At 38.5% G+C, this 13,351-nt stretch carries 12 protein-coding genes and 1 pseudogene; 1 reads left to right on the plus strand and 12 read right to left on the minus strand.

Features of this window, described 5'->3' with window-relative positions; translation table 11 throughout:
• Positions 1-4: 4 nt before the first annotated feature.
• From WKU33_RS00270 to WKU33_RS00310, 9 genes and pseudogenes are all read right to left on the minus strand, one after another.
• Complete coding sequence (locus WKU33_RS00270) at positions 5-1,444, minus strand: glycoside hydrolase family 1 protein (RefSeq protein WP_340452675.1); 1,440 nt, start codon at positions 1,442-1,444, stop codon at positions 5-7.
• Between the two features lie 80 nt (positions 1,445-1,524).
• The gene (locus tag WKU33_RS00275) at positions 1,525-2,859 is read right to left on the minus strand and encodes a 6-phospho-beta-glucosidase (protein ID WP_188859094.1); all 1,335 of its coding nucleotides are present in this window, start codon (positions 2,857-2,859) and stop codon (positions 1,525-1,527) included.
• A gap of 17 nt (positions 2,860-2,876) precedes the next feature.
• Positions 2,877-3,182 (minus strand): PTS lactose/cellobiose transporter subunit IIA, encoded by a 306-nt coding sequence (locus tag WKU33_RS00280; protein WP_188859092.1) that lies wholly within the window; start codon positions 3,180-3,182, stop codon positions 2,877-2,879.
• Positions 3,183-3,377: 195 nt separating this feature from the next.
• Positions 3,378-5,315 carry a BglG family transcription antiterminator gene (locus WKU33_RS00285; RefSeq protein ID WP_340452678.1) on the minus strand — a complete coding sequence of 646 codons (1,938 nt, stop codon included), beginning with the start codon at positions 5,313-5,315 and terminating at the stop codon, positions 3,378-3,380.
• A gap of 88 nt (positions 5,316-5,403) precedes the next feature.
• Complete coding sequence (locus WKU33_RS00290) at positions 5,404-5,556, minus strand: hypothetical protein (RefSeq protein WP_188859088.1); 153 nt, start codon at positions 5,554-5,556, stop codon at positions 5,404-5,406.
• 80 nt (positions 5,557-5,636) lie between these two features.
• Positions 5,637-7,355 carry a phosphoenolpyruvate--protein phosphotransferase gene (ptsP, locus tag WKU33_RS00295; protein ID WP_156856134.1) on the minus strand — a complete coding sequence of 573 codons (1,719 nt, stop codon included), beginning with the start codon at positions 7,353-7,355 and terminating at the stop codon, positions 5,637-5,639.
• Positions 7,352-7,618: a phosphocarrier protein HPr gene (locus WKU33_RS00300; protein ID WP_156856135.1), complete on the minus strand. Its 267-nt coding sequence runs from the start codon at positions 7,616-7,618 to the stop codon at positions 7,352-7,354. Before WKU33_RS00300 ends, ptsP begins: the two co-directional genes overlap by 4 nt.
• Before the next feature lie 86 nt (positions 7,619-7,704).
• Positions 7,705-7,949, minus strand: a pseudogene (locus WKU33_RS00305) (6-phospho-beta-glucosidase); the annotation flags it as partial.
• A 544-nt stretch (positions 7,950-8,493) separates the two neighbouring features.
• Positions 8,494-9,156 carry a phosphatase PAP2 family protein gene (locus WKU33_RS00310; protein WP_340452681.1) on the minus strand — a complete coding sequence of 221 codons (663 nt, stop codon included), beginning with the start codon at positions 9,154-9,156 and terminating at the stop codon, positions 8,494-8,496.
• A gap of 206 nt (positions 9,157-9,362) precedes the next feature.
• Between WKU33_RS00310 and WKU33_RS00315 the strand changes: the two genes are divergently transcribed.
• A complete protein-coding gene (locus tag WKU33_RS00315) occupies positions 9,363-9,950 on the plus strand; it encodes a MerR family transcriptional regulator (RefSeq protein WP_198042613.1) in 588 nt (195 codons plus the stop codon).
• A 54-nt stretch (positions 9,951-10,004) separates the two neighbouring features.
• Here WKU33_RS00315 and WKU33_RS00320 read toward each other — a convergent pair whose 3' ends face one another.
• The 3 genes from WKU33_RS00320 to WKU33_RS00330 all read right to left on the minus strand — a co-directional run bounded on the left by WKU33_RS00320 (position 10,005) and on the right by WKU33_RS00330 (position 13,251).
• Entirely contained in the window at positions 10,005-11,006 is a 1,002-nt protein-coding gene (locus WKU33_RS00320; protein WP_156856141.1) for a LolA family protein, read from the minus strand.
• 74 nt (positions 11,007-11,080) lie between these two features.
• Positions 11,081-12,544 carry a HAMP domain-containing sensor histidine kinase gene (locus WKU33_RS00325; RefSeq protein ID WP_156856142.1) on the minus strand — a complete coding sequence of 488 codons (1,464 nt, stop codon included), beginning with the start codon at positions 12,542-12,544 and terminating at the stop codon, positions 11,081-11,083.
• Positions 12,541-13,251, minus strand: a complete 711-nt coding sequence (locus WKU33_RS00330; RefSeq protein ID WP_156856143.1) for a response regulator transcription factor — start codon at positions 13,249-13,251, stop codon at positions 12,541-12,543. Before WKU33_RS00330 ends, WKU33_RS00325 begins: the two co-directional genes overlap by 4 nt.
• Positions 13,252-13,351: the final 100 nt, after the last annotated feature.

Raw genomic sequence — 13,351 nt, forward strand, 5'->3', positions numbered from 1 at the left:
TTCATTAAATATTTTCTCCATTATTATCAATGACTTCCTTGTACCAATAAAAGCTCTTCTTTTTGATACGTCGAAGGTCGTGTTTTCCGTCTTCATGCTGATTAACATATACAAACCCATAGCGTTTCTGGAATCCATTTAACCAGCTGAGAAGATCAGTAAAGGACCACACACAATAACCAATCATGTCAACACCGTCTGTAATTGCTTCCTGAATAGCCTTTAAATGAGTGTGAATATACTCGATGCGGTAGTCGTCGTTTATCGTACCATCCGCTTCGACGGTATCGTATTCACCAAGACCATTTTCGCTAATTAAGATTGGTAATCCGTAGCGGTTCGTTATTCGACGAAGACCAATCCGTAATCCTTGTGGGTCAATGTTCCAATCCCAGTTTGTTGTCTCTAGGTTTTTATTGGCAACGGTTTTAAAGAGTCCTTGTATACCAGTGCTCTCCATCGTACCTTTTTTACCTGTGGTGTTGAAGTGACCATCCAGTGTAGCGCCATCCAAGGGATTTTTTTCATAAGTAGTCGTTTGATAATAGTTCACTCCCATGAAGTCAGGCTTTCCTTCTTTCAATAGTGTGAAATCGCTCTCTTTTACTTGTGGAGCAATACCTCTACGCTTGAGATAATTCCAAGTTGTTTTTGGATACTCACCCCATGTGTAGACATCCATCCACCAGTGGTTTGTTAACTCTTCCGCGTTTTCTGCAGCTAATATGTCTGCTGGTTTTGATGTGGCTGCATAGGCTGGTGAGTATGCAAAACTTGGTCCCATTTTTCCATCAGGAACATAGTTACGAAATTCCTTAATAGCAATCGCATTTGCTAAATTAGCGTGGTGGTTCACTTGATAAAATAGTTTGTCATCTTTTACCCCGGGTGGGTGCATACCTGTTTGATAGCCCAGTCTAGTGAATATATTTTGTTCATTTAATGAAACCCAATATTTCACACGGTCTCCGAACTCCTTGAATAATGTAATACTATAATTTCTAAAGTCCTCGACAATTTGCCTTGATTCCCAGCCACCATACTCATCTTGAAGAGCTTGTGGTAAATCCCAATGATAAATGGTTAATATTGGTTCAATACCATGCTTGACCAACTCATCAATTAAACGATTGTAAAAATCTATACCTTTTTGATTTACTTCTCCTTTTCCATTTGGAAAGATACGTGTCCATGCTACAGAGAATCGATAGGTTTTCAATCCCATTTCAGCCATCAAAGCTATATCTTCTTTGTAGCGATGGTAATGATCAACAGCTACATCGCCGTTGGTATCTTTGAATGTTTTCCCAGGAATACGGACGAATTCGTCCCAATTGGACTTTCCTTTTCCATCTGTATCCCATGCACCCTCTACTTGATATGCAGCTGAAGCGGCTCCCCATAAGAAATCAGTCGGAAATGGTTTAAGTTTTTTGTGTAACACTGTACTAGTCCCTCCTTAATTATGAATCCAATAAATCCTCTTACGGTTCCGGAAATGCTTTCTCCAGAACCATATTCGAATTAATTTACTGTTTCAGTTTGGAAAAATTGTGGTAAATATTTTTTATGCGCTTCCAACATTTCATCCACAATTTTCTTTGCAATCGTATCAGAAGGCGTAAGCGGGTTAATTGCTAATGCGAGAACTGCTTTATTATAATCTCCTGTCACAGCTGCTTCTGCCGCAATCCGTTCAAATGATTTAATTTGTTGAACTAGTCCACGTGCTGCTACAGGAATATCCCCCATTGTTAATGGAATTGGACCGTCCTTTGTAATAATACTACTCACTTCCACAGCTGAATCTGCGGGAATACTTGCGATCGCGCCATTATTCCTTGTGTTAACTGGTTGAATATCACGCTTATCTGTATAGATGGAAGTGATCAAACGAACAGCTGCATCGGAATAATACGCTCCTCCACGTTCTTCGAGTTGTGGCGGCTTAATATTTAGATTTTCATCTTTATATAACTCAAATAACTCTTCTTCTAACTTCTGAACAACCTCTGCACGAGTTCCTTCTTTCTCAGCACTTTCTATTGCTTTATCTAACATCTCTTTAGATTTATAGTAGTACATATGATAGGGGCACGTAAGAGCATTTAAAGATTGAATAAACGCTGGCTCCCAACCCATACCATCTATGTTTTTGACAAAACTACTATTTGCCGGATCGGATAACTTCTCAATTACTTCATCTTTGACACTAACTCCATCAACATATACATCTAACCCATATACCATATGGTTTAGCCCGGCAAAATCAATACGAACTCGAGAATGTTCTACGTCTAGTAATTTAGCAATCCCCATCTCCATTCCAATAGGTACATTACATAGGCCGATAACTTTATCAATATTGGAGTAACGAAGAACTGCCTCTGTTACCATCCCAGCAGGATTTGTAAAGTTGATTAACCACGCATTTGGACAAAGTTCCTCCATATCTTTGGCAATATCTAAGATGACTGGGATCGTACGTAAACCTTTAAATAACCCCCCTGGACCGTTCGTTTCTTGACCAAGTACACCATATTTAAGTGGGATACGTTCATCTTTTGCACGTGCATTGAGCAAACCGACACGGAATTGAGTTGTGACAAAGTCGGCATCTTTTAGTGCGGCTCTGCGATCAAGTGTTAAGTGAACATCAATCGGGAGACCTGCATTTTCAATCATTCGTTTAGCAAGGTTACCTACAATCTCAAGCTTCTCTTTACCCTCTTCAATATCAGCCAACCACAATTCGGTCAATGGAAATTCATCATACCGTTTTATAAAGCCCTCGACTAATTCTGGTGTATAACTTGAACCTCCACCAATTGTAGCCACTTTCAACTTATGATTAGACATAATAATCCCCTTTCCAATTATTTAATTTTATTATGAAGTTCAATTACTTCTTCAGCTAAATCAACAACTGTCATTGCATTCATGAGATGGTCCTGTGCATGTATAAGTAACAAACGAATCTCTATTTTTTCTCCACGAGCTTCTCCTTGGATCAGATCCGTTTGGAACCGATGCGCTTTACTCATTTCTTCATTTGCTTCCTGGATTTTTTGATTAGCTGCTTCAAATTCTCTTACTTTAGCATGCCGGATTGCTTCCATTGCCAAGTTTCGAGCGTTTCCGCCATGTAATATGATTTGAAAGCTTACTTCTTCTATATCCAATGCTGCTTTGCCCCCTTAAGCCAATACAATCTATTCATTTGATTCTGCTTACATATATATAATAATGTGAAACCGCTTTCACTTGAATCCATACTTTTTCCTTAACGCTAAGGAAAAGATTACATGGAAATTAATCTATATTTACACAATAAAAAAGACCGGGTAATATCAACCCGGAATTTTCTATATACTGCTCTAATCTATATTGTTTAGTATCTCCAAAAATTCTTTCTTGTTCTCACAATTTATCAGCTGTTTGACCTTTTTTTCGTTATCAATCATTCCGATTAAATAATTATACATCCCCTCTATATTAGGAGTTTTATTCTTCCCTAGACTTAATAAACAAACAAATTGTACACGATTCTCTCCCCAATTAATAGGCTTTTTCAACGTGCATATCGCCCAAATTGTTTCATCTGTGTGCGGACTCATGGGGTGGGGGATGGCAACCAAGTTTCCGAAACTAGTTGGCGATAATCGTTCTCTCTCAAGTACTGATTTATCAAATGAGTCATCAACATAGCCTGCCGACTCTAGTTCATTCACTAAAAATTGAATAGTGCTTTCTTTTGTCTCGAGTTCTTGATGAAGAAAGATAAGTTCCTCTTTCACATAGACGACCTTATCTTTATCCCTATCTTGTAAACAATCTTCTATTTGTTCAATATCTTTTGTACCTAATATTGTATTTACGAATATTACTGGCACAGGTAACTTGCTTTCAATTGGGATAGTTGTAATAACAAAATCAATTTGTTCTAGAGTAGTTTCATTTAAACGATAATAATCGATTGTATCTACAACTATTAATTGATTAAAATACTTAGCTTGCAATTTATACTTAAGTAACATGGCGCTACCCGAGCCAGATGCACAAACGATAATACAACGCTTTACATCTTGATTCATTTGTTGTCTGTACATGGCGACCTTTATATGTAACGCAATATAGCCAATTTCGTGCTCATCAATTTCAATCTCTAATCTATTTTTTAAAACTTTGCTTGCTAAAATCGCAGCATCAAATGCAAGTGGATATTTTGCTTTAATCTCATCAAGCAATGGGTTTCGCATATTCATTCCATAGCGTAGACGATTTATTGCTGGTCTCAAATGCAATCCTAACGCGATAAACAGTTCTTTATCGTTTTTTAATTGTAATTTTAATCGTTCATCTATTTTCATAATAATCTCATTGATTATATCTCTTAATTCATTATCTACAAATGTTTCAAACTCTTGTTGACTTAAATTTGTTGTTGCAATTTTATTCGTCCCTAAGAGATGAATCGCAATATATGCAATTTCCTGCTCAGGAAAACAAACGTCAAAAGACGATTCAACTTTTTTTACTATTTTTTCCGCTACTTTGTATTCTTTTTTTGTGTATATTCCTTCAAAGTCCTCAGGTGGGAGAAGGATATAATTTTCATCGCGAATTCGTTTACAAGCAATAGCGAAGTGAATACTTAAATTATTTAACTCAATATCAGATAGATAAATCTCATTCTTTTGAATTTCTCCCAAAATGATAGCTTGAATTTTATTAAGTTCTTTTTTTGAAAATAGGGAGTCCGTGGGGTTTGGCATATCGAATGTAATACTTTCTCTATTCAATAGATACTCCGACAAGCAAAAGCGAAAATTCATTTCACTCCCTGTAACCCTCACACCATAATATGGTTTACTTTCTATCTCTAGTTTAAAACTTTTTATTATTTTTCTTACTTCAATTAAATCATTTTGTAGAGTTGATTTGCTTATATATAGTTCTTCAGCAATATCGTCTAATTTTATGTAACCATTTGCTAATAAAAGTTTTCGAATAATATAGCTAACGCGCTCTTCTGGTGTATTTGGTGATTGGCTTGCTAGAGTATCCGAGTTTTTAAACATCCTTTGCAAAAACAATTTGAATGTATCCGTGTCTTTTACTTCCAGCACATAGCCAATTCCTCTAGTTGACTTAATGCATCCACCACTATGTAATAGGCTCTCATTAAGTTCCTTTATATCATTTCGAATCGTTCTTGATGTTACTTGAATAGTGTTAGCTAAATCATTACTGGTAATTGGAGTTTTAGTGGACATTAGCTCTTTTAATATCTGCATCATCCGATTAGTCGGCATCCCAATCACTCCTGAGATAATTTTTATGAAGTCATCTGAGATTTTTCCACGAAATCTGTTACTTCTTTGACTTCTGCGTAAGATCCTCTTACAATTTTTTCCCTTCCGGGGAGATGTCTTTTTGTATAGCTGCATAATCTCTTGTGCATGCAATAATCGTGTGCCCTATGCCCATTTCTTCTAGATCTTGAATGATTTTAAGTCCCAATCTATTAGGGAGGAGTGATTCTAATTTAATCACTATCAAATCCTCCTTTCCGTGTAGGAAAAAGCAGCATCTTGAAACGGAATTAACCGCCTAAAGATGCTGCTCCATTACATTTATTTCGCTTCCGTTACTCTCTTCACTTCTGCAACAACTTCTTCCGCGGTTCCCATTTCTAGAGCCTTCTCAGCAAGTTCCACCATATCCTGCTTACTCAATCCACGAATCTGTGACCTGGCTTGTAGGATCGATGTTGCACTCATTGAGAATTCGTCTAGTCCGAGTCCAAGCAGGAGTGGTATAGCTAGCTCATCGCCGGCCATTTCGCCGCACATGCCTGTCCATTTACCTTCACGGTGGGAGGCATCAATGACCATTTTTACAAGACGTAAAATGGCTGGATTGTACGGCTGGTATAGGTAAGAGACCTGTTCGTTCATGCGGTCGGCAGCCATTGTGTACTGAATCAAATCATTCGTTCCAATACTGAAGAAATCTACTTCTTTTGCGAATTGGTCTGCAAGTACGGCAGTGGAAGGGATCTCCACCATAATTCCGACTTCAATATCATCAGAAACGGCTGTACCTGCTGAAACTAATAATTCTTTTTCTTGTTCTAAAATTGCTTTTGCCCGTCGAAATTCCGCTAATGTCGCAATCATTGGGAACATTATTTTTAAGTTACCATAGACACTTGCGCGAAGAAGTGCACGTAGTTGAACACGGAATATATCCTGTTCCTCTAAACAAAGACGAATCGCACGGAATCCAAGGAATGGGTTCATCTCATTCGGTAGGTCCAGATAAGGAAGTTCCTTATCTCCTCCGATATCAAGCGTACGAACGACGACAGCTTTTCCGTCCATACCTTCTAGTACTGCTTTATATGCTTCAAATTGTTCTTCTTCTGTTGGCAATTGGTCGCGTCCCATGTAAAGGAATTCGGTACGGTAGAGTCCGACAGCTTCTCCGCCATTGTTTTTAACACCGGTCAAGTCGTCAGGTGTTCCAATATTGGCAGCTAATTCGACGTGTTCGCCGTCCGCTGTTACGGTCTTCTCATTCACAAGTTTTGCCCATTCTGCCTTTTGTTCTTCATAACGAATTTGTTCTTCTTTATAAAAAGCGATTTTTTCGTCTGTCGGGTTAATATGTACTTCACCTTTTAACCCGTCAACAATAAGAAAGTCGCCATCTTGAACTTCTTCTGTCACCGTTTTTGTTCCGACTACCGCAGGGATTTCCATGGAGCGGGCCATGATTGCCGAATGGGAAGTCCGGCCACCAATATCTGTTATAAAGCCTTTGACAAATTCACGGTTCAATTGAGCGGTATCTGATGGTGTTAAGTCTTCCGCCACAATGATCACTTCTTCAGAGATCATGCTTGGATTTACCATTTGCACTCCAAGTAGATGGGCAAGCACGCGTTTCGTTACATCACGAATATCTGCAGCGCGTTCTTTCATATAGTCATTATCCATTTGTTCAAACATTGTAATGAACATATCTGCCGTTTCCTTCAGAGCTTGTTCGGCATTTACTTGTTCGGTTTTCACCTTTTCCTCGATAGGAGAAATCAGTTCTGGGTCACTCAATACAAGTAAATGTGCCTCAAAGATGGCAGCTTTATCTTCACCAAGGTCAACTTTTGCCTTTTCACGAATTGCTTCAAGTTCATCTTTCGAGATAGCGAGTGCACGCTGGAAACGTTCGATTTCCTTTTCCGTATCTTCTACTTGTCTTTTTTCAAAGGAGAGATCAGGTTCGATTAACCGATACGCTTTCGCAAGCACGATACCACTTGAAGCTGCGATACCATGTAGCATACTCATTCTGCCAAACCTTCTTTATTCAATGTTTCCTCTAATTTGTCCAATGCTTCCTGCTCGTCATCGCCCTCTGTGCGAATCGTAATTTCAGCATCTTGACCAACTCCGAGTGACATAACTCCCATAATGGATTTCAAGTTAACAGATTTTCCGTTGTACTCTAACTGAACGTCTGATGTGAATTGCCCGGCAACCTGTACTAAGGCTGAAGCCGGACGTGCGTGTAATCCTACTTTATCAATGATTGTAAACTTTTTTTCTACCATTTATCTCATCTCCAATTTATATTTTTAAAATGATGATTTATAGTTCTTCTCCATTGCTTTCTATGACTTTCTTATACCGGTAGCTAATCGATCCGGTAGTCATCATGGATGGAACCATCATCTTCTACTTTATCATAAGCCCCTAAGCCATTTTCTACAAGGAAGAGCGGCTGTTTTCTTGCTGTGCCTTGAGTACGTCTTCTGGGTTTGGCGTGTTCGGATAATAGCTCATTCAAGCATACAACCCATTTTCCCATCTGGAATAATTTCATGAATCTTTTTCGTTGCAAGGGAACTAGCTCACGAATTGATGGTGCAATCCTTGATATTTCGCTTGCATCGAATTTTCTTCTTTATCATTGGAAATTGTGATTTGAATGTAGCTATGCTATCTCTCCTTAATTTTATATTATTTATGATTAGCTGTCGCCTCGGAAAATCTACTATTTTGCGACAGTTAATATGCTATCTTCTAAACCAACTTTTCTTGGTTTTTCTGGGATAATATCCAAATAATCAGCTGTATTCGTAATAATGATGGGGGGCGCCGCCGTTTGGTAATGTTCCTTATGTTATCCATAAAAAAACCTGGAAAAGAACATAAATAGACATAAAATTAGTCTACTTATGTATCTTTCCCAGGTTTTGCCTGACTAATCAGTAACAATCCTAGAACTAATTCTATTATATTGTGCTTGCGATTACTAATGCAAGTGGTAGAGTTTTCCGTTGTGTTGATTCATCCTGATTTTTCTTTCGTAAATGATACGAGTAATAGAAAGGAATAATACCGCAAACTAGTAGTATTCCGCTGATTAGAAGTAGTTTAGGTCTTTTAAAGATAAAAAACCTTCCCGCTAACAGGAAGGCTAGATTTAATAGCGTTGATGTACTCTCGTTTTTGAGCTGAATCTTTCTGTGAAGAACAAATAACATACCTGAAACCAAAAAATCGCAACAAATGCGGCTGCTAAGACGTCCGTGAAATAATGCATGCCAATTATGACCCTGCTTACACATACAAGCAAGGGAAGGGCGATGCATAAAACAACCGTAATTGTTTTCAACTTTTTCGATTTTATGAAATGAACAGCTAGAAAAATTAAAATGAGAGCCAAAAGAACGATGCGCATTGAATGACCACTTGGAAAACTATAGGAAGTTAAATCAAGTGAGTGGCCGAACACTTCCAGATCTCTTGATTCTCCAGGCCTGCCTCGTTGAATCGTAATTTTCAAAGCCAAATTGATGAAAATGCCACCGAACGTCACGACAAGTGAAAAAAAGGCATAGCTCCACAACCGCTTGAACGCAAGGATAGCTGCAATAATGAAAGTGATAATTAAAATCATTTCACCAGAGCCAATTTCCGTAAGTCCTTCCATTATTGAAAAGATACCTGGTAATTCGTATGCTGTCAGCCATGAATAGATGGCTTCATCCATATGTATAAGTTGCTCTCTGAATATAGCAAGGAGCAAGAATAATACGAGACTGCTAACAATAATAACTTTTTGTTTTCCGGTAGAGAATTCCATATTATACCTACTTTCTAATCGTATAAAAAAGTAGTATACCATTTGTTAGAGTGTCTGCCAAATGAATCGTTGCTACACCTTTATGCATAATTTGTCGGATTTTTACGATGAAAAGATGGACAATTAAGGAGGAATTAACGATTGGAAAGTTGTATTGATATAAGTAACGGATTGAATTGAGAAGACATGAATGGGGGATGAACGGCATGCATGAAAATAATGAATGGTTTCCGGTTGCAAGTGTCTCCAAAGAAGTGAATATACCTCCAGAAACAGTTAGAAGATATGCGAGGCAGTATAGGGATTTTTTGAATATAAAAAGAGGCGAGAAGAAGGCGTATCTCATCCATGAAAGTTCGTTTGCTACGATTAGAAAGATCCGTTCATTGTTGGAACAAGGGCATCAGCATGGACAGGTGAAGCACCTATTGGATAATCCGACTGAATTTTTTATTCCAGCGAAAAGAGAGGATAAAGAAGGGGCTTTGGTCAATCAAGGTCCAATGTACAAGGAAATGATGGAAGAGCTACAGAACCTGACAGAACAGAATAAGCAGTTGTTGACGATGCTGCACCAAATGCATGAACGGATGGACGGGTATGAGGATCTATTATTACAGCAGCATAGTTTTCCAAGTGAACAAGTGGATGAACGGGAAAAAGAACAAAGGGACTATGAACGGAAGCGGGATGAGTATTTGATGAAAACGATGAATGATATGCAAGAAAGGAAAAAGGAAAGTGTTAGTACGAAAGAGAGGCCGTGGATTTTTACGAGGTTGTTTAAGAAGTAAGGGAAAGTGCCTGGCACTAAACTATGCCAGGCACCGCTTGTCATTATCATTCGGTTATTCTTCAGAGCTTAATACCATATTCTCAGTCCAATTTAAAATTTCTTCTTCATCTACACTAGGATCTTCAACGAGAAGCGAGTAGCGTAAACCATCTTCATCCCATGTATATCCATTAATAATTTCCTCGTACTCAGCAGGATTTCCGCGAATTTCTAAATTAGGTGCTTCAATTTCCATATCCTCTGGAGTAGGGAAAACGGATAGAGAGGCTAGAGGTGTGCCTTCTTTGGAACCGTAATTCATCACAATTTCATTCCGGTCTAACTCCCCGCCGGAGAAATCATACAGCTCCACACTTAATAATTCTGTATTGTCATGAGAAAACAGAAGGAAATCTTGGCCTAATGCTTCCTTAGCTTCTTCTAAAGTGACGCTTGTCTCTCCTAAATCTCCGTCCAATGTTTCGATTTCAACGTCATCTGGGATATCGATTGTAAACACATCTTCGGTAAATTTCGGTGAAAAGTCGAGCTCTGTATATGTTGATTCGGTTCGGCTATCTCCTGTTTCAGAGATAAGTTTTACGATAAACCATGTTTTTTTATCAATCCATACCTCCATGTCACCGATTAAACCACCGGATTCATTTGCCTCGATTTGAATGTGATACGTGTCAAACCCGAGAATTTTTTCTTCACCAACTAACTCATGCGTATGTGAGTCTTGGATTATATCCATCACGGTTGTGAATTGTTCTCTCGGACTAGTTGTTGTGAAACCTCCAAGCTCGGATAAATCCATTTCATGAGCTATTCCATTCTCTTTGTCATACATAAGCATCTTCTCACCATCGTTTAAAACTTCCGACTGATTCCCGAGCAGTTTGTCATTAGAAATGATTTTTCTTTTTTGTCCTTCCACATTCTCTTCCATAGTGAAATGTTCGATTAATTCTTCTCCTTCAAATATTTTTGTTTCCGATACACCTGCATAATTTGTTATATCCTTATCCGATTCAATCGCATTGTGGATGATTTCTTCTGCAGAAACTTTCATGTTTTGGGAACAACCTCCTAGTACTAACGTTAATACACTTAAAAGAATAAGATATCTCTTCCATTTACGTTTCATTATGAACCCCTTTCCTTGAGCCAACAAGCTATTAATGTTCCTTTATCCTCTGTTGACCAAATTTTTATTTTTCCATCATGTTTTTCCATAATCATTTTTGCGATACTAAGGCCTAGTCCGGACGTGGATCCTTTACCACGGGAAGATTCATTTTGATAAAAAGGCTGGAACACATTAGCAAGCTGCCTCTGTTTCATGCCTTTCCCCTCATTTTGAATGAGGATGACGGTGCCATCATCCCGCCATGTATCCACTTCATTTCTAAACGCTGGGAATACCCATTCGGGGAGCGGATTTTTTGCAGATATTCCGGCTAACCAAATCTGTTTCTCGCTTGGTGTGTAACGAACCGCATTATCCATGAGATTATCAAGGAGCCGCACCATTTGCTTCGGGTCAAGCAAGTAACCGTTTTTAACAGCTATTTCTGTAGTAAGTGTAATCTGTTTACTAGAACAAGCTTCTTCATAACCAGTAAACAACATTTCGAAAAACTCATTTCCATTGACTGACACTTTATTCAATATGTTTTCCGCGGATTGTAGCGCGGTAAAGACAGACAAATCATTGATCATATCTTTCATGTGATCGAGCTTTTCATAAAGGATGTGGCGGTATTCTTTCTGTTCTTCTTCCGTTAAATGGTGATTTTCCAATGCTTCCGTATATGCGCGAACGGCGGTTAATGGTGTTTTTAAGTCATGAGAAAGGGAAGCGACCATATATTCTTTCTCCCGCTGTTGCTTAAGGAGCGCCTCGTTTGTTTCCATGATTTGAGCTTTCATCTGTTCAAAGTGATGAATAAGTATGCCAATTTCATCCTTTGGTTGGGCGAGTGGCTTCGTTGGTTTTTTCCCGTCTGCGAATGCTCTCATATGCTGTTGCAAATGATTCAAGGGCTGGTTCAATTTTCGGTTAATCGCTAGAAGCACGATAATATAAAGAATAAGGAAGAACCCGGCTAAAAGGATGAACATCATGTTGGTGCGTGTACTTGTTGCTTCCGCCCATTTATTTCGACTGAGTGTGATTTCGTATAGTCCGATTGGCTGATTTTGCTCATCAAAGACTAGTTGCTTCATCGTATAAGTACGTGGATTTTTCTGAAACTCATTTAAATTGCGAAATAAGTTTTCTTGAGGTGTCCACTGAAACTGCTCGGTACCTAATGTGTTCATCGAAGAAAATAAATGAAGGCCATCGGAACGATATAAATCAATTTTTAAATGATCATCGGTAAGACTTTTCAGATTCCGATAATTTTCTTTAGGCTGGCCTTGATACAGGGAAACATCCTTCAGCACACTTTCCAAGTCCGCAACGATTTCTTGAAAGTGTAGGAACTCCTGTAAATCTTGTTTTTGATCATAGTTGCTTAGACTGATATATAAAAGATAAACTGCTACGATTGGCAATACCATCACAACGAGATAACTAATCATTAACCAATATTTAATCTTCATCCTGATTGTTCTCCGATAAAGCGGTACCCGACGCCCCAGACAGTCTGGATGAATGTTGGATGTTTTCCGGTATCTTTCAGCTTCGTGCGGAGGCTTTTAATATGGACGGTAATCGTGTTATTGCCATCTACATTCATCATTTGCCAGACATGCTCATATATTTTTCCCTTTTCAAATGTGATAAAAGGATTCTTAGCAAGCAAAAATAAAATCTCTTGCTCTTTAGCCGTGAGTACAGCAACTTCTCCATTTATAAATACAGTCTCATTTAGAAAATCAATTGCTAAACCGTGTTTATAACGAATCATTTTCTCTTGCTGATGTTTTCCTGTATAACGATGGTATCTTCTTAGGTGGGAATGGACCCTGGCGGTCAGCTCTTTTAGGCTGAATGGCTTGGTTAAATAATCATCCGCTCCAAGATCAAGTCCAAGAACCTTACTGTCATCCTCCGTTTTCGCACTGACAATGAGGAGTGGTATATCACTTTCCAACCGAATCTGTTTACATAATTCAAATCCATCCATTTCCGGCATCATCAAATCAACAAGTACGAGGGAAAAATTACCTTCTTTAAATTCTTCCCAGCCCTCAACCCCGGTTGAAGCCCAAGTGACCTGGAATCCTTCTCTCACCAAATGATCACGCATAATCCGGGCAATTTCATAATCATCTTCAACAATGAGAATTTTAATTTCTTCTGTCATGGCTCTCCCTCTTCTCTGTCTACAGTATAATTCACAATATAATAACCCAATTAAAAGTTTATTTTTACTTAATAATAGCACAGCTGGTTCGCGGAGCTTG

It is taken from the genome of Oceanobacillus sp. HCA-5259 (assembly GCF_037892815.1).
GTDB classification, from domain to species: domain Bacteria; phylum Bacillota; class Bacilli; order Bacillales; family Amphibacillaceae; genus Oceanobacillus; species Oceanobacillus indicireducens.